Source organism: Inquilinus ginsengisoli (genome assembly GCF_050434925.1).
Taxonomy (GTDB): Bacteria; Pseudomonadota; Alphaproteobacteria; order DSM-16000; family Inquilinaceae; genus Inquilinus; species Inquilinus ginsengisoli_B.
Map to the genome: position 1 here is coordinate 18,885 of NZ_JBNDJK010000001.1, position 22,609 is coordinate 41,493.

Here is a 22,609-nt window from a genome sequence, read left to right on the forward strand (position 1 = left end):
TCAGGCCTGCGCCTGGGTCTGGGACTGGCCGACGCGGACCAGAACCTCCAGCGCCTCGGCCCCGCCGCCCTGGCGCAGGCCGCGGATCGGCATGGTGTCGCGGTAGTCGAGCCCGACGGCGATTCGGACATAGTGCTCGGTCGGGCAAATACCGTTGGCGGCGTCGAAGCCGACCCAGCCGAGCCCGTCGACGAAGGCCTCGGCCCAGGCATGGCCGGCCGCCTGCTCGACGCTGCCGTCGGCCATCAGCAGGTAGCCTGACACATAGCGGGCCGGCAGGCCGAGGTGGCGGGCGCAGGCCAGGAAGACATGGGTGTGGTCCTGGCACACGCCGACGCCGGCGGCCAGCGCCTCGGCCGCGGTGGTGGCGGCATGGGTCAGGCCGGGCCGGAAGGCGATGCGGCCGTGCACCGCCAGCATCAGCGCATGGGCCAGGGCCAGCGGCTCGCGCCCGCCGGCGGCAGCCTCTTCCGCCAGCGCGATCAGTGCGGCATCCGTGCCGGCTAGCGGCGACGGGCGCAGATAGAAGGCGGGCGGGAACCGCTCCTCGGCCCCGGTGACGACGCCCCCGGTGTCGCGGGTCACGACCTCGCCTTCGACCAGAAGGGTCAGGGCGTCGTGCGGCCGTTCCAGCGACAGCATCGCGACGATGTTGCCGAAGCCGTCCTCACCGCCGGCGGCGAGGCTGGCCCCGGCCGGCGGCACCACCCGCCAGCGCAGCACCTCCTGCCCGTCATGCGACCGGGGCGTCAGGCGCAGCGTCTGCAGGGTGCGGGTGACAGGGGCATCGTAGCGGTATCGGGTCTCGTGGCGGATCAGGAGGCGCATGGCCGGAACGGATCAGATCAGATAGGCCTTGCTGACCTCGAGGCCGAGGACATTGTTCTGCTGGATGAACGCGGTCAGGTATTCGTGCAAACCGGTCTGGAAGATCGTGTCGATCCGGCCGTAGCGCAAGCGCGAATGCATCTCCCCGGCCAGCCGCTGGCATTCATGCTTGCGGCCGTAGAGATCGGCTAGCTGGCCCAGCAGGTCGATCATCTCGCCGAGGCAGCCGACCAGCGAGCGCGGCATCTCCGGCCGCAGGATCAGGAGCTCGGCCACCTGCGAGGGCTTGATGCCGTCGCGATAGAGATAGGCATAGCTGCCGAGCGCCGAGGCGCCGCGCAGCACCGCCGCCCACTGATAGAAGTCAAGGCCGCCGCCGACCTCCTCATTCGCCGGCAACAGCACGTGGTACTTCACGTCGAGCAGCCGGGCGGTGCTGTCGGCGCGCTCCAGCATGGTGCCGAGCTGCAGGAAGATGTGGGCGTCGTCGCGCAGCATGGTGACGGCAACGGCGCCATGGAACAGCATCGCCCGTTCCTTGACCCATTCCAGGAAGTCGCGCAGGTCGCCACTGGCGATCAGCACCTCCTTGCCGTCGAGGTCGAGCCAGGTGGCGTTCAGCGTCTCCCACATCGGCCGCGTCAGCGCCGCGCGCACCGCCCGCCCGTTGGTCCGCGCCCGCTGCAGGCAGGAGCGGATGCTGGCCGGGTTGTCCGGGTCGCGGGCGATGTAGTCGACCACCGTGGCCGGGGTCGCCGCGTCGTGCTTCTTGTAGAAGCCCTCCTGGCAGCCGGAAATGACGACGGCGGAATGCCATTCGTCCTGGTGCGCGCCGCCGCTGCTCGGCGTCAGCGCCATGCGGTCGGCGACCTCGAGGATACGGGCGAGGTTCTCGGCGCGCTCGACGTAGCGGCCGAGCCAGTAGAGGTTGTCGGCGGTGCGGCTCAGCATCCCGATGACCCTGTCTTGATGTCCTGTGCCGTCATGCCGTCAGCACCCAGGTGTCCTTGGTGCCGCCGCCCTGGCTGGAATTGACCACCAGCGACCCTTCGCGCAATGCCACCCGGGTCAGCCCGCCCGGCACGATCCGGACCTGGTCCTGGCCGGTCAGCACGAAAGGACGCAGGTCGACATGGCGCGGCGCCACGCCCTGGTCGACGAAGGTCGGACAGGTCGACAGCGCCAGAGTCGGCTGGGCGATGAACAGGTCCGGCTGCGCCTTGACCCGCTCGGCATAGGCCTCGCGCTCGGCCCGGCTGGCGGTCGGCCCGACCAGCATGCCGTAACCGCCCGACCCGGCCACCTCCTTGACCACCAGCTCGTCGAGCTTGCCGAGGACATGGGAGCATTCCTCGGGCTTGGAGCAGTCCCACGTCGGGACGTTCTTCAGGATCGGCTCCTCACCCAGATAGAAGCGGATCATCGCCGGGACGTGGATGTACATCGCCTTGTTGTCGGCGATGCCGGTGCCCATGGCGTTGGCCAGCGCCACATTGCCGGCGCGATAGGCGTGGTACAGGCCGGGCACGCCCAGCACCGAGTCCGGGTTGAACACCAGCGGATCGAGGAACTCGTCGTCGATCCGGCGGTAGATCACGTCGACCCGCTTCGGCCCGCGGGTGGTGCGCATGTAGACCACGGCGTCGCGCACGAACAGGTCCGGCCCCTCGACCAGCTCGATGCCCATGCGGTCGGCCAGGAAGCTGTGCTCGAAATAGGCGCTGTTGTAGATGCCGGGGGTCAGCAGGGCGACCGTCGGCTCGCCCTCGCAGTTGCGCGGCGCCACCGATCGCAGCGTCGCCAGCAGCTCCTGCGGATAGTGCTCGACCGGCGCCACGCTGTGCCGGGCGAACAGGTCCGGGAACAGCCGCATCATCATCTCGCGGCCTTCCAGCATGTAGGACACGCCGGACGGCGTGCGGGCGTTGTCCTCCAGCACGTAGAAGTCGTTCGGTCCAACCCGGACGATGTCGATGCCGGCGATATGGGTGTAGACGCCACCGGGCGGGTCCAGCCCCTTCATCTCCGGCAGATAGCCGGGATTGTGCAGCACCAGCCGCTCCGGCACCTGGCCGGCGCGCAGGATCTCCTGGTCGTGATAGACATCGTGCAGGAAGGCGTTCAGCGCCTTCACCCGCTGCGCCAGCCCCCGCTCAAGATGCTGCCATTCGGCGGCGTCGAGCACGCGGGGCATGATGTCGAACGGGATCAGCCGCTCGGGATCGCCGCCCTCGCCATAGACCGCGAAGGTGATGCCGATGCGGCGGAACAACGCCGCCGCCTCCCGGCGCTTGAAATCGAAGACCGAGGCCGGCGTCGCCGCCAGCCAATCTGCCAGGGCCGCATAGGGGGATCGGACCGGATCCCCGCCCATCTCGTCGAATGCCTGCACTATCCCTCCGGCACGTCCCTGCTCGACCAAAACATCAAGCAAGGCATGTGCCACCGACCGCAAGCAAAATTCTGCGGCGGCCGGCGAAGGATGCCTAAAATTCCAGCAAGGTCTGCCGGGTCAGTAGGCGTAGGCGGTGAAGATGGGATCGACCGAGCCGCCCCATTCGGTCTCGTAACGGCGCAGCATCTCCGAAGCCTGGGTCTCGCCGCTGTCGGCGATGCGCTGCAACTCGTTGAGGAAGCCCTCCTCAGTACCGCCGATGGCGTCGGTCGCGGCCCGGGCGGCCAAGCCGCTGCGGGCGATCGCCAGCACCTGCAGCGCTACGTCGCGCACGGTGCCGCCGCGGAACGGGGTGGCCAGGCCGAGGCGCGGCACGTCGCGGCGCAGCGCCGCCCGTTCTTCCGTCGTCCAGTCCTTGACCAAGTCCCAGGCGGCGTCGAGCGCCGTGCCGTCATACAGCAACCCGACCCACAGCGCCGGCAGGGCGCACAGCCGCGACCATGGCCCGCCATCGGCGCCGCGCATCTCCAGGAACTTCTTCAGCCGGACCTCGGGGAAGGCGGTGGTCAGATGGTCGGCCCAGTCGTTCAGGGTCGGCAGATGGCCCGGATAGACCGGCAGCTTGCCCTTCAGGAAGGCGCGGAAGCTGTGGCCGGACGCGTCGATGTACTGGCCGTCGCGGTAGACGAAGTACATCGGCACGTCGAGCAGGTAGTCGACATAACGCTCGAAGCCGAAGCCGTCCTCGAACACGAAGGGCAGATCGCCGGTGCGGTCGGGGTCGGTGTCGGTCCAGATATGGCTGCGCATGCTCTGGAAGCCGTTCGGCTTGCCCTCGGTGAAGGGCGAGTTGGCGAACAGCGCCGTGGCGATCGGCTGCAGCGCCAGGCTGGCCCGGAACTTCTTCACCATGTCGGCTTCGGAGGCGAAGTCGAGATTGACCTGCACCGTGCAGGTCCGCTTCATCATGTCGAGGCCGAGCGAGCCGCGCTTCGGCATGTAGTCGCGCATGATCTTGTAGCGGCCCTTCGGCATCCAGCCGATGTCCTCACGCCGCCATTTCGGCTGGAAGCCCAGGCCGATCATGCCGATGCCGAGCTGCTCCCCGATCTTCTTCACCAGGGCCAGATGATCGGCCACCTCGGAGCAGGTCTCATGGATGCTGCGCAGCGGCGCGCCCGACAGCTCGACCTGACCGCCCGGCTCCAGCGTCACCGACGCCTTGTCGCGGATCAGCGCGATCAGGTTGCCGTTTTCCTCCACCCGCTCCCAGCCGCAGCCGGCCAAGCCCTCGAGCACGGCGCGGATGCCGTCCGGCCCGTCATAGGGCAGCGGCTTCAGGTCCGACAGGCGGAAGGCGAACTTCTCGTGCTCGGTGCCGATGCGCCAATCCTCGGGCGGCTTGGATCCGGCGGCGAGATAGTCGACGAGCTGCGCCTTGCTTTCGATCGGTGCGGCGCTGGCGCTCTGGGGACCGGACATGGGCGGGTACTCGGATGGCGGGATCGGTTGGGGTCAAACGCGATGCGGCGGCCGGCCGCGCCCGTCGCCGGCCAGCATCTGCCAGACCGCGAGCGCGGCGATGGCCGCCGTGTCGGCGCGCAGAATACGAGGGCCGAGGCCAACGGGTCGAACAAATTCGTGACGTTGCAGGGTCTCGAGCTCCGCCGCCGCGAAGCCGCCCTCGGGGCCGACCAGCAAGGCGGCGGGGCCGGTGGCTGCCGCCGCCGCTTCGGCGATGGGGCGGGCCGCCCCGGCCTCGGCGCAGACCAGCAGCGTCCGACCCGCTGGCCAGGCCGCGAGCAGGGCGTCGAGCCCGACCGGGTCGCGGACCTCCGGCACGTCCAGCCGTTCGCATTGCTCGGCCGCGGCCACGGCATGGGCGCGCAGCCGGTCGAGATTGACGCGCTGGACGTCGGTGAAGCGGGTGAAGACCGGCTGCAGCACGGCGGCGCCGAGCTCCGTCCCCTTCTCCACCACCGCGTCGACCGCGTCCTTCTTCACCGGGGCGAAGCAGAGCCAGAGGTCGGAGAGGGGCTCGGGCACGCGCAGCTGCCGTTCGGCCAGGGCGCTGCCGCCGGCCTTGCTGAGGGCATCGAGCCGCGCCAGCCATTCGCCGTCGCGCGGGTTGAACAGGCGCAAGCCGGCGCCCGGCGTCAGCCGCAGCACACCGCGCAGGTGATGTGCCTGGGCCTCGGACAGCGCCACCGCCCGCCCCTCCTCAAGAGGGGCGTCGACATGCAGGCGGGTGCGCGGCAGGGCGTCGGAGGTCATGCGCGACGCTAGCCGCTGCCCAGTCGGGCGGCAACGGATCCTTGGGAGGAAACGCTCGGCACGATTTGACGTGCCATCGACGATCCGTTGCAGTCGAATGTCCGATCACCGAAGCTGGGGCGGAGCCCGGCACTTCGGAGAAGCCCCATGACCGGCATCGATCTGGACAGGCTGCAGGAACTCGACCGGGCGGCGTCGCCCGGTCCTTGGTTCGTGCGGCACCTCGACGACGACCATGCGATGAGCGCCGTCGCCGTCTCCACCGAGCCCGAGACCGGGGATTTCGGGTCCTTGCGGGAGGGCGATTGGCCACTCGACGTGGTGGTGGCGGCGTGCCTGCTGCAACAACCCCGCTACGTCGATCCTCCCGACCAGAAATGGGACGAGAACGCTGCCTTGATCGCGGAGGTCAGGACGGCGCTGCCCGAACTCCTGCGCCTGGCCAGGATCGGCTTGGCGCAGGAGGCCTCCGGACGCCGGCGCGACTAGGAAGCCCGGCGACGCTCCCTCGCCACCTGTTCGATGATCGCCTGGCGGTCCGGCATCCGGGCGCGGTTGCGGGCCGTCACCAGCTCGACGATCTCCGGCGCCGCGGTCTCGGGCCGGCCGGAGTCGAAGGGCGGCGCCGGCGCGTATTCGAGCGACAGCTGGATCGCCTGCGCCACCGTCTCGTCCGCCAGCTCGGCCGCCAGGGTCAGGGCGAAGTCGATACCGGCGGTGACGCCGCCGCCGGTGAAGACATTGCCGTCACGGACCACGCGGCCGGGATCGGGGATGGCGCCGAACAGGGCCAGCTGGTCGCGCCAGGCCCAGTGGCAGGCCGCGCGCCGCCCTTCGAGCAGGCCGGCGGCGGCGAGGATCAGCGACCCGGTGCAGACCGAAGTGACATAGCGGGCCGTGGCGGCGAGCCGGCGTATCTCACCCAGATAAGCGTCGCTGCGCATCGCATCGACGCAGCCGAAGCCCCCCGGCACGCACAGCACGTCGGAACGCTCCACCACCTCCAGCCGGGCGAGGTTGGCGAAGGTCAGCCCGTCGACGCTGACCGCCTCCCCGCCGATCGAGGCGACAACGGTCCTGGCGCCGGGCAGCCGCGCCAGCACCTGGTGCGGGCCGGTGAAGTCGAGATGGGTGACGCCGGGATAGATCGGAAAGACGATGACGGTGTCCATGGCGGCCTCCGGGACGGGAATTGACAGCCGCAGTATCGGCGCGCAGGATCATGTCTGAAACGACATTGTTCCCTCATTTATCGCCATGGCCCGCACGATCGGCTTCCTGGTCTTCCCCGGCTTCAACATCCTCGACCTGTCGGGGCCGCTGGCGGCGTTCGACACGGCGTCGCGAGACCTGACGCCGCCGCCCTACCGGTTGCGGGTGATCTCGGAGCGGGGCGGGGCGGTGGCAAGTTCCGCCGGCCTGCCGGTGCTGACCGAGCCCGTCGATACCGAGCCGCTCGACACGCTGGTGGTCGCCGGCGGGCGTGGGGTGACGCAGGCGCTGGAATCGGCGCCACTGCTGGCCTTCATCCGCCAGGCGGCCAGGGCGCGGCGGGTGACCAGCGTCTGCACCGGTGCCTTCCTGCTGGCTGCGGCCGGCCTGCTGGACGGCCGGCGCGCCACCACCCACTGGCTACAGGCGGCCGCGCTGCAGCGCCTGCACCCGCAGGTGTGGGTCGAGATGGACCGGATCTTCATCCAGGACGGCCCGGTCTGGTCATCCGCCGGAGTCACCGCCGGCATCGACCTGGCCCTAGCCCTGATCGAGCAGGATCTGGGCGTCGACGCCGCCCGCGCCGTGGCCAGGACCCTGGTGGTCTATCACCGCCGCCCGGGCGGGCAGTCGCAGTTCTCCGCCCTGCTCGACCTCGCCCCGGCCACCGACCGGATCCAGGCCGCCCTCAGCTTCGCGCGCGAGCATCTGCGGGAGTCGCTGCCGGTCGACCGCCTGGCCGAGGCGGCATGCCTGAGCCCGCGCCAGTTCGGCCGCGCCTTCCTGGCCGAGACCGGGCAAACGCCGGCCAAGGCGGTCGAGCGGCTGCGCGCCGAGGCGGCCCGGCCGCGGATCGAGGACGGCGCCGAACCGATCGAGGCGATCGCGCGCGGCGTCGGTTTTTCCGATCCGGAACGGATGCGCCGGGCCTTCCTGCGCTGCTTCGGGCAACCACCGCAGGCCATGCGGCGGGGAAGACGGGCGGCGGCGGCCCCGGCGATGCATCCATGACCGTCCGTCGTATCTCGGCCTTTGCCGGCGGTCCGCAACGGCGCTACTGATGCGCCAGCACGCGCCATCGGCGACAGGATCATGACCGACACCGCCTCCGACATGCGGCCCCAGAGCCGGCTGCTCCGCTGGGCGCCGCCCGGCGTCCGGCCCTACCTGACGCTCGCCCGGCTGGATCGGCCGAAGCCGGTCATGCTGCTGCTCTATCCCTGCTGGTGGGGGCTGGCGATGGCCCCCAGGCCGGCCGGGTTCGGCTGGATCGACCTGTGGTACGTCGTCCTGTTCGCCATCGGCGCGCTGGTGATGCGCGGCGCCGGCTGTACGGTGAACGACATCCTGGACCGCGACTTCGACGGCCGGGTGGCGCGCACCCGCACGCGGCCGATCCCGAGCGGCGCGATCAGCCCGACCCAGGCGGTTCTGTTCCTGATCGCCCAGCTGCTGCTGGGCTTCCTGGTGCTGATCCAGTTCAACAGCACGACCGTCGGGCTCGGCATCGCCTCGCTGCTGGTGGTCTTCACCTATCCGCTGATGAAGCGGATCACCTGGTGGCCGCAATTCTTCCTGGGCCTGGCCTTCAACTGGGGCGCGCTGGTCGGCTGGACCGCGGTGACCGGCGAACTGGCCCTGCCCTCGCTGATCCTGTTCGCCGCCGGCGTCTGCTGGACGCTGGGCTACGACACGATCTACGCGCTGCAGGACATCGAGGACGACGCCCGCATCGGCCTCAAATCGACCGCCCGGCTGTTCGGCGGCGCCACCCGGCGCTGGGTCGCCGGCTTCTACGCGCTGACCGTCCTCGGCATCGGCACCGCCGGTCTCCTGGCCGGGCTGGCACCCCTGCCCTTCCTCCTGCCGCTGGCCGTCGGCGCGGCGCAGCTGGCTTGGCAGGTGGCGGCGCTGGTCCCAGACCGGCCGGCCGACTGCCTGGCCAAATTCAACTCGAACCGCTGGTTCGGCCTCATGGTCCTGGCCGGCCTCGTGGCCGGACGCGCTCTCGCCTGATCAGCCGCCGAGATACTTGGCCAGAACGACGGCGTTGTTCTGGCGCTCGTCACGGCTGGCATAGAGCAGCGTGACCCACCCGTCCTTGCTCTTCTGCCGCAGGAAGGCCACCGCGTTCGGGTGCGTGTCGAGCTCGGCATGGTAGCGGCGGCAGAATTCCGGCCACTTCTCCGGCCCCTGATGCACCCATTGGCGCAGCTCGTCGCTCGGCGCCACGGTCTTGAGCCAGAGGTCGAGCGCCGCCTGCTCCTTGGTCAGGCCGCGCGGCCACAGCCGGTCGACCAGGATGCGATAGCCGTCGCCCTCCTCGGGCGGGTCGTAGACGCGCTTGACCCGGATCATGAGCCGGCCTCGTCGCGTTTCCGGGCCTTGGGCGAAGGCTCCGCCTTGGGCTTGGCCTTCGGCTTCGGGTCCAGGCCGGCATAGGCCGGGTCGATCTCATGCAGGTAACAGGGCGGGGAGCTACATTCCCCGATCTCGTCTTCGGCCGGACCGTCCTTCGGCCGGGCCGGCACATGGCGGCTCGCCATCTCGTCGTTTCCTCGCTCTGCGGCGACAGTCTGCGCCGTCGCCGTTGCCCGAATCTTCCGCATTCCGGCACCGGACATCAAGACTCCATGGCTCAACGCCGCCCTGCAGGATAGGAAGGGCGCCATGGACGACATCGATGCCTTCATCCGCGCCAACACGGCGCCGACCCGACCGCCGCTCTTGCCCGAGCTGGTGCTGCACCTCGCCACCGAGGTGACGCCGCTATGGCAGGCGACCGAGGAGTCGCTGCGCCGCACCGGGCTGCCGCCGCCCTATTGGGCCTTCGCCTGGGTCGGCGGCCAGGCGGTGGCGCGGTACATCCTGGACCATCCGGACAGCGTCGCCGGCAAGCGGGTGTTCGACTTCGCCTCCGGCTCCGGCATCGTCGCCCTGGCCGCGGCCCGGGCCGGCGCCGCGGCGGTGATGGCGGCGGAGATCGACCCGATCGCGGTGGCGGCGATCCGGCTGAACGCAGCAGCCAATGGCTGCACGGTCGAGGCCGACGGCGGCGACCGCATCGGCGAGGCGCTGGATGGCATCGACATCGTCTGCGCCGGCGACGTCTGCTACGAAAAGCCGATGTCGGACCGGGTGATGCCCTGGCTGCGGGCCCTGGCCGGGGCAGGCAAGACCGTGCTGCTGGGCGACCCCGGCCGCGCCTACCGGCCCCAGGACGGGCTGGAGGAGATCGCCCGCCACCAGGTGCCGACCAGCGTCGAGATCGAGGACCGCGCCGTGCGCGAGGCCGTGGTCTGGCGCGTGCTGCCGGGCTGAGGCCCGATGGCCGGGCTCGCATCCGCGAACCCGGCCCGAACGATCAGTTGGTGGGCGGCGCCGGCGGCGTGGTGGTCGCAGGGGCGGCCGGGACGGTTGCCGGGGGCGGCGCGACGGCGGGAGCCGCCGGAGCGGTGGTGGCCGGAGCGGCAGGCTCGGTCACGGCCGGGGCCGCGGGGGCGGTGGGAACCGCGGGGGTCTCCGCCGGCGCGGCGGGGACAACCGGCGCTACCGGAGCGGTGGTCGTCGGGCCTGCGGGCTGGGCCGGGATTGCCGGCGGCATCTCGCCCGGGGCCGCGGCCGGCGGCACGGTGGTCTCGCCGCCCGGCGCCGCGGGCACGGTCTGGCCCGGGACGGTCTGGCCCGGCGCTGTCTGGCCTGGAATGATCTCGGCCGGGGGCTGGGCCGGCGGCGCGGCCGCCTTCTTCGCCGCGGCGGCGCGGCGGCTGGCGGAGCGGGCCAGATAGGCCTGCCGCGCCGCGTCCTTGTTGGCATAGACGTCCGGGTGGTCCACCGGCTGGCCGAACTCGTCCGGGAAGCGGGTATAGTAGCCGATATAGACCGGGATCTCCTCCGGCAGGCGCTCGCTGTACATGCGGCCGGTGCGGATCTTGCGGTCGATCTCGTCGACGCTGACGCCATCGGCCCAGGCCGCCAGCTGCCGGACCTGCTCGACCCGGACGCAGCCATGGCTCAGCGCCCGCTTCTCGCGGCCGAAATAGCTCTTCTGCGGCGTGTCGTGCAGATAGATCGACTGGTCGTTGTCGAGCTCGAGCTTGATCCGGCCGAGCGGGCTGCGCGGACCCGACGGGATGTACTCGCTGGCCTCGTTGCGGACGATCGACGGCGTGGGCGTCCAGTCGGGGTTGTACTTGATCGCGTACATGTTCGACATCAGCTCGGGCGTCGATGTTCCCGCGGCCCCGACCACGACCTTGCTGCGCAGCACCGGAGCGCCGTCCTGGAAGGCGATCAGCTCGTAGGACGGGATGTTGACCAGGATGAACTTGCCGCGCGCCGGGATCGCGACATTGACGCCGGCGTCGCGCATCGCCTGGACGAAGGGCGACACGGGCGGCGGCGCCGGCTGCTCCGGCGCCGGCAGGCTGGCGGTCTGCTGCGTCCCGGCCGGCACGCAGGCGGCCAGCACCAGGATCGAGGCGACCGCCAGGGCGGCGCGGGCGATCGGCCCGCGGTGGTACGGCGCGCTCTTGGAACAGGCGGTCATCGCGATTTTCCCTTCCGTCTCGGACGGCCGGGTGGTCGAACCCGGGGCCGTTGCATTCATTTAGTTGCCGGTATTCGGCCCGGCAATCGAAAGACTGCAGCGGCCCCAGGAGTCTTGCATCGCCGGTCGATATGGCAAAAAAGGGGCGCTCCGAAGAGCGCCCCTCCACAATTCGACGTTTGGATGATCCGATCGGCAGATCAGAAGTCCATGTCGCCCATGCCACCCATGCCGCCCATGCCGCCGCCCGGCGCCGAAGCGGCCGGCTTCTTCTCGACATGCTCGGCCACCATGGCCTCGGTGGTGATCAGCAGGCTGGCCACCGACGCGGCGTTCTGCAGCGCGGCGCGCACGACCTTGGTCGGGTCGATGACGCCGGCCTTGATCAGGTCGCCGTACTCGCTGGTCTGGGCGTTGTAGCCCCAGTTCTTGTCGTTCTTGTCCTGCAGCTTGCCGACAACGATCGAGGCGTCGCCGCCCGCGTTGGTGACGATCTGACGGACCGGCGCCTGCAGCGCGCGACGGACGATGTCGATGCCGACCCGCTCGTCGTCGTTGTCATGCTTGACCTTGTCCAGCGCCTTGGAGGCGTAGAGCAGGGCCGTGCCGCCGCCCGGGACCACGCCTTCCTCAACCGCGGCGCGGGTGGCGTGCATCGCGTCGTCGACGCGATCCTTGCGCTCCTTCACCTCGATCTCGGTGGCGCCGCCGACGCGGATCACCGCGACGCCGCCCGCCAGCTTGGCCAGACGCTCCTGCAGCTTCTCGCGGTCGTAGTCCGAGGAGGTCTCCTCGATCTGCGCCCGGATCTGGTTGCAGCGGCCCTCGATGTCCTTCTTGGCGCCGGCGCCGTCGACGATCGTGGTCTCTTCCTTGGCGATCAGGACCTTCTTGGCCCGGCCCAGCATGTCGAGCGTGACGCTCTCGAGCTTGATGCCGAGATCCTCGGAGATCACCTGGCCGCCGGTCAGGATGGCCATGTCCTCGAGCATCGCCTTGCGGCGATCGCCGAAGCCCGGGGCCTTGACCGCCGCGACCTTCAGGCCGCCGCGCAGCTTGTTGACCACCAGGGTGGCCAGCGCCTCGCCCTCGACGTCCTCGGCGATGATCAGCAGCGGCTTGCCCGACTGCACCACCGCCTCGAGCACCGGCAGCATGGCCTGCAGGTTCGACAGCTTCTTCTCATGCAGGAGGATGTACGGAGCCTCGAGGTCCGCGATCATCTTCTCGGCATTGGTGATGAAGTACGGCGACAGGTAGCCGCGGTCGAACTGCATGCCTTCGACGACTTCGAGCTCGGTGTCGAGGCTCTTGGCCTCTTCCACCGTGATCACGCCCTCGTTGCCGACCCGCTCCATGGCCTTGGCGATCATCTCACCGATGTCGCGCTCGCCATTGGCGGAGATGGTGCCGACCTGGGCGACTTCGGCGTTGGTCTTGATGACCTTCGACCGGGTCTTGAGGTCCGCAACGACGGCCTCGACGGCCTTGTCGATGCCGCGCTTCAGGTCCATCGGGTTCAGCCCGGCGGCCACCGCCTTGACGCCCTCGCGGACGATCGACTGGGCCAGCACGGTCGCGGTGGTGGTGCCGTCACCGGCCAGGTCGTTGGTCTTCGACGCGACCTCGCGCACCATCTGCGCGCCCATGTTCTCGAACTTGTCGGCGAGCTCGATCTCCTTGGCGACGGTGACGCCGTCCTTGGTGATCCGCGGCGCGCCGAACGACTTGTCGAGCACGACGTTGCGGCCCTTGGGGCCGAGCGTGACCTTGACCGCATCGGCCAGGATGTCGACGCCGCGCAGCATGCGGGAGCGCGCGTCGAGCGAGAACTTGACGTCCTTCGCTGCCATATTGTTATTCCTCAATCTATTGGGATTCGGTGAAGGCGACGGGGCGGATCAGGCCGCCTTGGCCGACTTCTTCACGGTGATGATGCCGAGGATGTCGCTCTCCTTCATGATCAGGAGATCCTGACCGTCGAGCTTGACCTCGGTGCCGGACCACTTGCCGAACAGAATGCGGTCACCGGCCTTGACGTCCAGCGGCTGCAGCTTGCCGGCTTCGTCGCGGATGCCGGCGCCGACCGAGATGACCTCGCCCTCCTGGGGCTTTTCCTTGGCGGTGTCCGGGATGATGATCCCGCCAGCGGTCTTCTCGTTCTGCTCGATGCGACGCACCAGCACTCGGTCGTGCAGGGGACGGAATTGCATCGTTTTCTCCCACTCTCTCGTTCAGAGACTTGCGTACAGGACTTGTTCCAGCCGGTGTTAGCACTCTCGGCTGGTGAGTGCTACGCATTTAAGAGAACGGTGGAAACGGGTCAAGGCCCGTGCGCAGATTCTCTCAGCGGAAGACCGCGGGCAGCCACAGCGAGAGCGCGGGAATATAGGTCACGGCCAGCAGCACCGCGATCGAGGCGCCGAAGAACGGCCAGATCGTGCGCATCGCCTCGCGAATCGTGATCTTGCCGACGGCGCAGCTGACGAACAGCACCGAGCCGACCGGCGGCGTGTTCAGGCCGATGCCGGCGTTGAGGATCAGGATCACGCCGAAATGCACCGGGTCGATGCCGAAGGCCTTGACCACCGGCAGCAGCACCGGGGTGCAGATGATGATCATCGGCGCCATGTCCATGAAGGTGCCGAGAATCAGCAGCGCGACATTGATCAGCAGCAGCACCGTCAGCGGGTCGCTGGAGATGGCATGGATCGCCTGGACCGTCGCCGTCTGGACCTGCAGCAGCGCCATCAGCCAGCCGAAGGCGCCGGCGGTGCCGATCACCAGCAGCACCATGGCAGTGGTCCGCACCGCCCCCTGCACCGCCTCGACGAAGCCGTGCCAGTCGAGCTCGCGATAGACCAGCAGCGCGACCAGAAAGGCGTAGATCACCGCGATGCAGGAGCTTTCGGTCGCGGTAAAGACGCCGGAGCGGACGCCGCCGAAGATGATGCCGATCAGAAGGATGCCGGGCAGCGCCAGGACCAGGTAGCGGCCGACGGCGCGCAGCCCCGGGAACGGGTCGGATGGATAGCCGCGCCGGCGGGCGACGACATAGGCGGTGACCATCAGCGCGGCCGCCAGCAGCAGGCCGGGGATGATTCCGGCGGTGAACAGGTCGGCGATCGAGACGTTGCCGCCCGCCGCGATCGAATAGAGGATCATGTTGTTCGACGGCGGGATCATCAGCGCGATGATCGCGGAGTTGGCGGTGACGTTGACCGCGTAGTCCCGGGCGTAGCCCCGCGCGGCCATCTGCGGGATCATCAGCCCGCCGATCGCCGAGGCGTCGGCCACCGCCGAGCCGGAGATGCCGCCGAACAGGGTCGAGGCGACGACATTGACCTGGCCCAGGCCGCCGCGCATATGGCCGACCAGGCTGGCAGCGAAGCGGATCAGCCGCGCCGCGATGCCGCCGCGGATCATCAGGTCGCCGGCGAAGATGAAGAACGGGATCGCCATCATGGCGAAGGCGTTCATGCCGGAATTGATCTGCTGGAACACCACCACCGGCGGCAGGCCCATATAGAGCACCGTCGCCAGCGCAGAGATGCCGAGGCAGAAGGCGATCGGCATGCCCATGAAGATCAGCAGCGTGAAACCGCCGAACAGGACCCACAGCTCCATCACGCCAGCTCCTGCACGCCTTCGACCGCCGCCTCGTGCTCGACGCCGGCAATCTGTTCGAACAACCGCTCGGCGGCGAACAGCGCAATCAGCGCGCCACCGATGACCAGGGGGATGAAGTCGAAGCCGCCCGGCAGGTCGAGCACCGGGATGGTCGCGGTCCAGGTGCCGATCGCCAACTGGACCGAATACCAGACCATGGCGACGCCGAAGCCGAGGATCAGCAGCAGGTTGACCGCCTCCAGCACCCGGTTGACCCCCGCCGGCAGCACCTGCTGCAGCAGGTCGAGGCCGAGGTGGAAGCTCTCGCGCACCCCGACCGCGGCGCCGAGCAGGATGAACCAGCCCATCAGTTGCAGGGTCACCGGCTCGGCCCAGCTCGGCGTGTCGTTCAGCACGTAGCGGGCGAAGACCTGCCAGCCGACGGTGACGGTCATCGCCAGCATGCCGAAGCCGGCCACCCAAAGGGCGCCGGTGGACAGGACGCCGAGGGTCCGGCGGGTCAGAGCCAGGACGGAAGCCATTCCGACCGATCTCCCATGACAAAAAGGCCGGCCCCGCGCACGGGGCCGGCCGGATGGCACAACGTCACTGCACCGCGCGGATGCGCTCCACCAGCGACTTCATCGCGTCGGTGGTGACGAATTTGTCGTAGACCGGCCCCATCGCGGCCGAGAACGCCGCCTTGTCGACGGTGATGATCTCGCCGCCGCCGGCCCGCACCTTCGCCTCCGACTCCTTTTCCCGCGCGGTCCACAGCTCGCGCATCTTGGCCACTGATTCCTTGGCCGCCTGGCGCAGCGTTGCCTGGTCGTCGGGCGACAGCTTGTCCCAGGCGATCTTCGAGATCACCAGCACCTCGGGGGTCAGCGAATGCTCGGTCAGGGTGTAGTGCTTCGCCACTTCGAAGTGGCGCGAGGACTCGTAGGACGGCCAGTTGTTCTCCGCCCCGTCGACGACCCCGGTCTCCAGCGACGAATAGACCTCGCCGAACGCCATCGGCGTCGGGTTGGCACCGAAGGCCTGCATCATCGCGATCCACAGGTCGGATTGCTGGACCCGCAGCTTCAGGCCCTTCATGTCCTCGATCGAGTGGATCGCCTTCTTGGTGGTGTAGAAGGAGCGGGCGCCGGAATCGTAGAAGGCCAGGCCGACCAGCCCGTGCGGCTCGAACGCCTTCAGGATCTCGTCGCCGATCGGGCCGTCCACCACCTTGTGCATGTGGTCGACCGAGCGGAACAGGAAGGGCAGCCCCAGCACCTGCGTCTCCGGCACCAGGTTGTTGAACGGCGCCGTGTTCACCCGGTTCATGTCGATCACGCCGAACCGGGTCTGCTCGATCGTGTCCTTCTCGGCGCCGAGCTGGGCGTTGTTGAACACCTGGATCTTGATCCGCCCGCCGGTGCGCTGCTCCATCAGCTCGCCGAGATATTGCACCGCCACCACCGTCGGATAACCGTCGGGGTGGATATCGGCCGAACGCAGCGTCTGCGCCGAAGCCGGAAGGGCGGCCAGCGACAGCGCCGCCCCCAGGACCAATGCCGCAATGGATCTCACGAAACGCCTCCCCTTTGATCGCCTGGTATAATCAGGCCGCCGTCTAGTATGGTAAGAGTGAGCCTAGTATGGTACTTGACCTGATGCAATATCCGTCGCGAGCCTGACCGCATGGCGCCACTCGATCTGCTCGACCAGACCACCAGCATCGCCCGGCTGATCGAGCTGGAGATCCGCAAGGCCATCGTCACCCTGGCCATGCAGCCCGGTGCGCCGCTGTCGGAGCAGGAGATCGCGCTGCGCTACGGCGTGTCGCGGCAGCCGGTGCGGGAGGCCTTCATCGCCCTCGCCCGGTCCGGCCTGGTCGAGATTCTGCCGCGGCGCGGCACCTTCGTGGTCAAGATCTCGGTCGAACGGATGCTGGAGGCGCGCTTCGTCCGCGAATCGCTGGAGAGCGCGGTGGTGCGGCGCGCCTGCGAGCGCTTCGATGCCCGGGTCCGCACCCGCATCGATTTCCACCTCGAGGCGCAGGAGCTGGCGGCGTCGGCGGGCGAGCATTACGAGTTCCAGCGCGCCGACGAGGCCTTCCATGCGGCGATCGCCGAGGGCGCCGGCTGTCCATCGGCCTGGACCGTGATCGAGGACCTGAAGGCGCATATGGACCGCGTCTGCCACCTGACGCTGCCTTCGGCCTCATCCCTGCCGGGGCTGATCGAACAGCACCGGGTGATCCTCGCGGCGATCGACCGTCGCGATCCGGATGGCGCCGAGGCGGCGCTGCGGGCGCATCTGTCGGAGATCCTGCGGGCCCTGCCGACGGTGCAGCGCGACCATCGCGACCTGTTCGCCTAATGGCCGCAGCAGATTTGGCAGCACTCCTGCCGGGTTGCTGCTAATATATTGATATTATTACATATACCCTTGCCCGCATCGGAAATCCACATCACATTTCTTTCATAGACCCGCCCGTCAAGGCGGGCCTGCGGAAAGGGATGGTGAAGGAATGACCGATCTGGAACGTCAGCTGCAGGGCTACCGTCTGACCACCGCGGAGATCCTGTATCATCTGCCCGATCATCCGGGGCTGCTGCAGACCTTCGTGTGGCAGAAGCTCGACCTCGCCCCGCGCTTCCCGGAGCTGCATCGGTTCCTCGACTTCTGGAGCCACAATATCGAAGGCAGGCTGCACTCGGTCCGGGTTGCCGCCGCCAGCGTGGTCAAACCGGCCGATCTGCGGCTCTGCGACGCCGAGTTCCGGCTGCACTGAGATCAGGATTGAAGAGGCAGGTCGGCGGCGGGGCCGTTAAAATGCCCCGCCGCCGCCCGTGACCTGGAGGGGGGATCCGGTCACGGGGTCCTGCATCACACGGCTGCGACGGGGAGGGATCCGCCGGGCCGCCGAGGCCCGCCGCTGGTGGGCGACCGAAGCCGCTCGCAACCCAGCGCCGTTGGGGCCTCACCCCTCCTAACAATGCGCTCCGCGATCGGTTCCCGGGAAATATCGCTCCCCGCTTCGGCCGCGCGACGCCCATGCGCCGGCCGCGGATGACGCCCGCCGCCCCGTCTTGCTACCCTCCGCCGCGAAGTCAGGGAGAGGTCAGCGTGGACGGACATATAGCGGCGGGTCTTCTGGGCGGCATCCGCCCCGACATCGCGCGGCTGCCGGAAAGCGGCATCGTCGAGGTGGTCAATGCCGGGCGCGGCAAGCCCGGTCTGATCCCGCTATGGGTCGGCGAGGGCGACCAGCCGACGCCGGCCTTCATCGCCGAGGCGGCCAACCGGGCCCTGCTCGAGGGCCAGACCTTCTACACCTGGCAGCGCGGCATCCCGCCGCTGCGCGAGGCCCTGGCCGGCTATGTCGGCCGGATCGCCGGGACTACGGTGTCGCCGAGCCGGATCTACGTCACGATCGGCGGCATGCAGGCGATCATGATGACCATGCAGGCGCTGGTCGGGCCGGGCGACGAGGTGGTCCTGCCCGCCCCGGTCTGGCCGAACATCTTCAGCGCCGTCGAGATCGCCGGCGGCCGCACCGTGCCGGTGCCGATCGGGGTCGAGAACGGCCATTGGCGGCTGGACCTGGATCGGCTGTTCGCCGCCTGCGGCCCGCGCACCCGCGCCCTGTTCCTGAACAGCCCCGGCAACCCGACCGGCTGGACGCTGACGGCGGAGGAGCAGAAGGCGATCCTCGATTTCTGCCGCGCCCGCGGCATCTGGATCGTCGCCGACGAGGTCTATGCCCGCTTCGTCTACGACCGGCCCGTCGCGCCGTCCTTCCTGTCGATCGCCGCGCCGCAGGACCGGCTGGTGGTGGTCAACACCTTCTCCAAGAACTGGGCGATGACCGGCTGGCGCATCGGCTGGGTGGTGGCGTCGGAGGAGCTGGGGCAGGTCTATGAGAACCTGCAGCAGTTCAACACCTCGGGCGTGCCGACCTTCCTGCAGCATGGCGCGGTCGCCGCGATCGAGCAGGGCGAGGACTTCATCCAGAGCCAGGTCGACCGCTGCCGCACCGCGCGCGACCTGGTGATCGGCCGGCTGTCCGAAGCGCCGCGGGTCCGGCTGACCCGCCCGGACGGCGCCTTCTACCTGTTCTTCCGGGTCGAGGGCGAACCGGACAGCCGGGCCCTGGCGCTGCGCCTGCTGCACGAAGCCAATGTCGGCCTCGCCCCCGGTTCGGCCTTCGGGCCTGGCGGCGAGGGCCATCTGCGGCTGTGCTTCGCCGGATCGGTCGAGCGGCTGCAGACCGCGATGGACCGCCTGCTGCCCGCGCTGTCGTGACCTGCGGCATTCATACATTTCATCTGCACACCCGTCGGGCATTGTTCGTTGCCTCTCCCGCTTGTGGGGCCTTTTCAGAACGCCACCGTTCGGGCCGACCTATCCCTTTTCATCCTCCCCCTCCCCTTGCGGGAGGGGGGAAGGGAGAGGGGTTTGGCGCCGCTGGAATTGACGGTGGGCGTCACCACCGGCCCCGCAGGAATCCTGACCGATTTCACACCGGCTCCCGTCATCGACACCCCCTCCCCCTACCCCCTCCCGCGAGGGGAGGGGGAGAATGGAAAGCACGCGTCGGTCCAAGTGATCGAATTCTGAAAAGGCCTCGCAAACCCGCCGCAGCCGTCGTGGCTGGAGGTCGGCCGTGAACCGGGTGCTGCTGCAGCGCCTGGTCCCCAACACCCTGGCGGCCGCGACCGAGGGCCGGCAGCGCGCCGATGTCGGCCCCTTCGCGCTGTTCGTCTCCGAGGCCAGCGACGACCCGATCCAGAGCTTCGCCGTGCCGGTCGCCCCGGCCCCCGACTGGCGGCCGGCGGTGGCCGAGCTGCAACAGGCCTTCGACGCCGCCGGCCGGCGCTTCCGCGTCGAGTTCTTTCGCGAGTTGCATCCCGCCTTGTCCCCGACGCTCTATGCCATGGGCTATGAGCGCGAGATGGAGGCGCCGCTGATGATCCTGCATCGCGACGCCTACAGGCCCGCCGCGAACAGCCCGGCCCATCTGCTGACGGCGGAGGACGAGACGGCGCTCGACGGGCTGATGCTGGTCCAGCATGAGGCCTTCGACCAGCCGCTGGACGCCGCCGGGGCGGCGGATTTCCGCGCCCGGCTGCGCCAAGGCCTGGCCCGCGGCAGCCGGCGGGCCGCCCTCGTCCGGCTCGATGGAATTCCCGCGGCGAGCGGGCTGTTGCTGATCGGCGGCGACACGGCCGAGCTGGCGGCGGTTGGGACCCGGCCGGCCTTCCGCCGCCGCGGTCTGGCCGAGGCGGTGTGCCGCCGGCTGCTCGACGCCTATTTCGACGGCGGCGAGATGGCCTGGCTGTCCGCCGCGGCGGGGGCAGAGCCGCTCTACGCCAGGCTGGGCTTCCGTCCGGTCGGCACCCAGCTGAATTTCGGCAACACACGGACAAAATGAGCAAGACGAGAGCGACACGCCGCCGGCCGACCGATCCCCTGACGCTGATGGTCGAGATGTCCGTCGCGGCCGGGCAGACGATCGGCCACCGCAGCCTGATGCTGGCGCTGGCCGCCGGCGATCCGGCGGCGCTGGGCCGTCCCGAATTTACCCGCATGGTGACCGAGAAGATGGCGGTGGCGGCCGAGACCGGGGTCCAGGTGGCGAGCCGGCTGGCGGCGGCGCAATGGGGCTGGGCCGGCTGGTTCGGCGCCCAGGCGCAGCTCGGCGCCGCCGCGCTGGCGGCCAGTCCGGCGACCACGTGGCAGCATTGGCTGACGGCGAGCACGGGCCAGGCCGCGGAGATGGCCAGCGGCTGATGGCGGATGCCGCCGCCCTGGCCGATGCCGGCCTGGCCCCGGCCCATCGCGTCGCCTCGGCCAATGCCAAGCGGCTGGGACGGAAGAAGCGGTAGCATGGATCCTTCACCGGCGGCACCGGTCGCCGCTGGACAAATCTTTGGCGCCATGGATTGCTGGCCCCTCGCATAAGGAGCCGTCGCCATGTCGCTCGACCTGTGGTTCGCCTTCCTGCTCGCCGCCTTCGTGGTCCTGATCATCCCGGGCCCGACCGTCACCCTGGTGCTGTCCTACGCGCTCGGCCGCGGCCGGTCGCATGCCTGGTGGATCGTGGCCGGCGTGGCGCTGGGCGACCTGACGGCGATGACCCTGTCGATGCTGGGGCTGGGCGCCCTGCTGGCGGCCTCGGCCGGCGCCTTCACCGTGCTGAAATGGATCGGCGCCGCCTATCTGGTCTATCTCGGCGTCAAGCTGTGGCGCGCCGCGCCCAAGGCGGACGGACTGGTGGCGCCGGATGCCGGCCGGTCGCCCCGCGCCATGCTGCTGCACGCCTTCGCGGTGACCGCGCTGAACCCGAAGAGCATCGTCTTCTTCGTCGCCTTCCTGCCGCAGTTCGTGCATCCGGAAGCGCCGCTGCTGCCGCAGATGGTGGTGCTGGAGGGCACGTTCGTCACCCTCGCCGCGCTGAACGCCGCCACCTATGCCTGGATCGGCGCCCGGCTGCGCGACACCATCGGCAAGCCGTCGGTGCTGCGCCTGATCAACCGGGCCGGCGCCGGCGTGCTGGTCGCCGCCGGCTTCGCCACCGCCGCCTGGAACCGGGCGAACTAGCCGGCCAGGCCGTCGGCGCCGCGGACCGCGCCGACGGTCACACCCCGCCGGGTCTTGATCTCCGGCGCCAGCCAGCGGCCGGCGATCTCCGGGTCGGCGTCGTCCAGCGCGCCGATCCGCTTCAGGATCGCGGCCATGGCGACATTCGCCGCCCGCTCGGCCCCGTCCTCGATCTTCAGCGCGACGCCGAGCCCGTATTCCGGCAGGGCGGCGCAGAACACGCCCTCGGCCCCGACCTTGGTCATCACCCGGCCGCGGCAGGCCTGCATGATCTCGGTGTCGAAGCGGCCGGTGCCGGCCACCAGAAAGGGCTGCGCCGCCCACGCCTTGCGGATCCGCAGCACCGCGTCGCGGCGCTTTTCCGGCAGGTCGGCCGGATCGGCGATCCGGGCCATGGCGAAGGCCAGGCCTTCCAGCGGGACGGCGATGGTCGGGATCGAGCAGCCGTCGGCCGCCCAGGCCGCGTCGCCGAGGCCGCAGCCGGTCATCTGCTCGAGCACGCCGAGAATGCGCTGCTGCACTGGGTGGTCGTAGCGGATGTAGCCCTTGGTCTTCTCGCCGAGATGGACCGCGGCGGTCAGGAAGCCGGTGTGCTTGCCGGAGCAGTTGTTGTGCAGGGTCGAGGGATGCTCGTGGCGGCACACCAGCGCATGGGCGGAGCCCTCATGAAACGGCAGGTGCGTGCCGCATTCCAGGTCGGATTCGGACAGGCCGATCTTCGCCAGCCAGGCGGCCACCCGCTCGACATGGCCGGGCTCGCCGCCATGCGAGGCGCAGGCCAGCGCAAGCTCCTCGTCGCCCAGACCGAAGGCGTCGGCGGCGCCGCTCTCGACCAGCGGGATCGCCTGCAGCGACTTGATCGCCGAGCGGGCATAGACCGGCCGGCCGATATCGCCCCAATGGCCGTGCACCCCGCCGCTGCGGTCGACGATCAGAGCGCTGCCGCGATGCCGGCTCTCCACCACCGAGCCGCGGGTGACCTCGACCAGGATCGGCGCGCCGCCGCCGGCAAGATCGGCGGTGCCAGCGGCATGGCTGTGGTCGTGCCCGTGAGTGTGATCGTGATGGTCGGTCATGGTCGTCTCGGCAGGATGAAGCGGGGCCGCCTCCGGCGCGCACCTTGCCCTCCTGCCATTCGCGGGGCAAGT

25 protein-coding genes are annotated in these 22,609 nt (G+C 69.6%); 10 read left to right on the forward strand and 15 right to left on the reverse strand.

All coding sequences use genetic code 11. From position 1 onward, the window contains the following. From QFZ27_RS00100 to QFZ27_RS00120, 5 genes are all read right to left on the reverse strand, one after another. Entirely contained in the window at nt 1-828 is an 828-nt protein-coding gene (locus tag QFZ27_RS00100; RefSeq protein WP_429224045.1) for a transglutaminase family protein, read from the reverse strand. A 12-nt stretch (nt 829-840) separates the two neighbouring features. Then, nucleotides 841-1,779, reverse strand: coding sequence for an alpha-E domain-containing protein (locus QFZ27_RS00105; RefSeq protein ID WP_429224046.1), 939 nt, complete (start codon nt 1,777-1,779; stop codon nt 841-843). A gap of 31 nt (nt 1,780-1,810) precedes the next feature. Further along, complete coding sequence (locus QFZ27_RS00110) at nt 1,811-3,202, reverse strand: circularly permuted type 2 ATP-grasp protein (protein ID WP_429232404.1); 1,392 nt, start codon at nt 3,200-3,202, stop codon at nt 1,811-1,813. A gap of 138 nt (nt 3,203-3,340) precedes the next feature. After that, on the reverse strand, nt 3,341-4,705 hold the full coding sequence (locus tag QFZ27_RS00115; protein ID WP_429224047.1) for a glutamate--cysteine ligase: 1,365 nt from the start codon (nt 4,703-4,705) through the stop codon (nt 3,341-3,343). 33 nt (nt 4,706-4,738) lie between these two features. Continuing rightward, nucleotides 4,739-5,497 (reverse strand): 16S rRNA (uracil(1498)-N(3))-methyltransferase, encoded by a 759-nt coding sequence (locus tag QFZ27_RS00120; protein WP_429224048.1) that lies wholly within the window; start codon nt 5,495-5,497, stop codon nt 4,739-4,741. Nucleotides 5,498-5,644: 147 nt separating this feature from the next. On the opposite strand from QFZ27_RS00120, the gene QFZ27_RS00125 reads away from it, so the two are divergent. Beyond that, a complete protein-coding gene (locus tag QFZ27_RS00125; protein WP_429224049.1) occupies nt 5,645-5,986 on the forward strand; it encodes a hypothetical protein in 342 nt (113 codons plus the stop codon). On the opposite strand, the gene QFZ27_RS00130 is transcribed toward QFZ27_RS00125, so the two are convergent. Beyond that, nucleotides 5,983-6,669 (reverse strand): DJ-1/PfpI family protein, encoded by a 687-nt coding sequence (locus QFZ27_RS00130; protein WP_429224050.1) that lies wholly within the window; start codon nt 6,667-6,669, stop codon nt 5,983-5,985. The two genes, QFZ27_RS00125 and QFZ27_RS00130, sit on opposite strands and share 4 nt — an antisense overlap. Before the next feature lie 85 nt (nt 6,670-6,754). Here QFZ27_RS00130 and QFZ27_RS00135 point away from each other — a divergent pair, with 85 nt between their 5' ends. Both QFZ27_RS00135 and ubiA read left to right on the forward strand, forming a co-directional pair. After that, on the forward strand, nt 6,755-7,720 hold the full coding sequence (locus QFZ27_RS00135; protein ID WP_429224051.1) for a GlxA family transcriptional regulator: 966 nt from the start codon (nt 6,755-6,757) through the stop codon (nt 7,718-7,720). Between the two features lie 81 nt (nt 7,721-7,801). Continuing rightward, on the forward strand, nt 7,802-8,725 hold the full coding sequence (gene ubiA / locus QFZ27_RS00140; RefSeq protein WP_429224052.1) for a 4-hydroxybenzoate octaprenyltransferase: 924 nt from the start codon (nt 7,802-7,804) through the stop codon (nt 8,723-8,725). On the opposite strand, the gene QFZ27_RS00145 is transcribed toward ubiA, so the two are convergent. Beyond that, a complete protein-coding gene (locus tag QFZ27_RS00145) occupies nt 8,726-9,067 on the reverse strand; it encodes a DUF488 domain-containing protein (RefSeq protein ID WP_429224053.1) in 342 nt (113 codons plus the stop codon). Then, nucleotides 9,064-9,255: a hypothetical protein gene (locus tag QFZ27_RS00150; RefSeq protein ID WP_429224054.1), complete on the reverse strand. Its 192-nt coding sequence runs from the start codon at nt 9,253-9,255 to the stop codon at nt 9,064-9,066. The genes QFZ27_RS00145 and QFZ27_RS00150 overlap by 4 nt, the downstream gene beginning before the upstream one ends. 124 nt (nt 9,256-9,379) lie before the next feature. On the opposite strand from QFZ27_RS00150, the gene QFZ27_RS00155 reads away from it, so the two are divergent. Beyond that, nucleotides 9,380-10,030 carry a class I SAM-dependent methyltransferase gene (locus tag QFZ27_RS00155; RefSeq protein ID WP_429224055.1) on the forward strand — a complete coding sequence of 217 codons (651 nt, stop codon included), beginning with the start codon at nt 9,380-9,382 and terminating at the stop codon, nt 10,028-10,030. 43 nt (nt 10,031-10,073) lie between these two features. Here the strand turns inward: QFZ27_RS00155 and QFZ27_RS00160 are convergent, their stop codons facing one another. The 6 genes from QFZ27_RS00160 to QFZ27_RS00185 all read right to left on the reverse strand — a co-directional run bounded on the left by QFZ27_RS00160 (nt 10,074) and on the right by QFZ27_RS00185 (nt 16,442). Continuing rightward, the gene (locus QFZ27_RS00160) at nt 10,074-11,258 is read right to left on the reverse strand and encodes a L,D-transpeptidase family protein (protein ID WP_429224056.1); all 1,185 of its coding nucleotides are present in this window, start codon (nt 11,256-11,258) and stop codon (nt 10,074-10,076) included. Between the two features lie 200 nt (nt 11,259-11,458). After that, nucleotides 11,459-13,111, reverse strand: a complete 1,653-nt coding sequence (gene groL / locus QFZ27_RS00165) for a chaperonin GroEL (protein ID WP_429224057.1) — start codon at nt 13,109-13,111, stop codon at nt 11,459-11,461. Nucleotides 13,112-13,159: 48 nt separating this feature from the next. Further along, complete coding sequence (gene groES / locus QFZ27_RS00170; protein ID WP_034840379.1) at nt 13,160-13,471, reverse strand: co-chaperone GroES; 312 nt, start codon at nt 13,469-13,471, stop codon at nt 13,160-13,162. Nucleotides 13,472-13,604: 133 nt separating this feature from the next. Further along, nucleotides 13,605-14,885 (reverse strand): TRAP transporter large permease, encoded by a 1,281-nt coding sequence (locus QFZ27_RS00175; protein WP_429224058.1) that lies wholly within the window; start codon nt 14,883-14,885, stop codon nt 13,605-13,607. Beyond that, entirely contained in the window at nt 14,885-15,409 is a 525-nt protein-coding gene (locus QFZ27_RS00180) for a TRAP transporter small permease (RefSeq protein WP_429224059.1), read from the reverse strand. Before QFZ27_RS00180 ends, QFZ27_RS00175 begins: the two co-directional genes overlap by 1 nt. Before the next feature lie 64 nt (nt 15,410-15,473). Next, entirely contained in the window at nt 15,474-16,442 is a 969-nt protein-coding gene (locus tag QFZ27_RS00185) for a TRAP transporter substrate-binding protein (protein WP_429224060.1), read from the reverse strand. Between the two features lie 111 nt (nt 16,443-16,553). Between QFZ27_RS00185 and QFZ27_RS00190 the strand changes: the two genes are divergently transcribed. From QFZ27_RS00190 to QFZ27_RS00215, 6 genes are all read left to right on the forward strand, one after another. After that, complete coding sequence (locus QFZ27_RS00190; RefSeq protein WP_429224061.1) at nt 16,554-17,234, forward strand: GntR family transcriptional regulator; 681 nt, start codon at nt 16,554-16,556, stop codon at nt 17,232-17,234. 151 nt (nt 17,235-17,385) lie between these two features. Further along, nucleotides 17,386-17,649 (forward strand): usg protein, encoded by a 264-nt coding sequence (locus QFZ27_RS00195; protein ID WP_429224062.1) that lies wholly within the window; start codon nt 17,386-17,388, stop codon nt 17,647-17,649. Between the two features lie 335 nt (nt 17,650-17,984). Continuing rightward, nucleotides 17,985-19,163, forward strand: a complete 1,179-nt coding sequence (locus tag QFZ27_RS00200; protein ID WP_429224063.1) for a pyridoxal phosphate-dependent aminotransferase — start codon at nt 17,985-17,987, stop codon at nt 19,161-19,163. 361 nt (nt 19,164-19,524) lie between these two features. After that, entirely contained in the window at nt 19,525-20,292 is a 768-nt protein-coding gene (locus tag QFZ27_RS00205) for a GNAT family N-acetyltransferase (RefSeq protein WP_429224064.1), read from the forward strand. After that, a complete protein-coding gene (locus tag QFZ27_RS00210; protein WP_429224065.1) occupies nt 20,289-20,651 on the forward strand; it encodes a hypothetical protein in 363 nt (120 codons plus the stop codon). Before QFZ27_RS00205 ends, QFZ27_RS00210 begins: the two co-directional genes overlap by 4 nt. 183 nt (nt 20,652-20,834) lie before the next feature. Next, on the forward strand, nt 20,835-21,461 hold the full coding sequence (locus QFZ27_RS00215; RefSeq protein WP_429224066.1) for a LysE family translocator: 627 nt from the start codon (nt 20,835-20,837) through the stop codon (nt 21,459-21,461). On the opposite strand, the gene QFZ27_RS00220 is transcribed toward QFZ27_RS00215, so the two are convergent. Next, nucleotides 21,458-22,537, reverse strand: coding sequence for an asparaginase (locus QFZ27_RS00220; protein WP_429224067.1), 1,080 nt, complete (start codon nt 22,535-22,537; stop codon nt 21,458-21,460). The genes QFZ27_RS00215 and QFZ27_RS00220 overlap by 4 nt on opposite strands. Nucleotides 22,538-22,609: the final 72 nt, after the last annotated feature.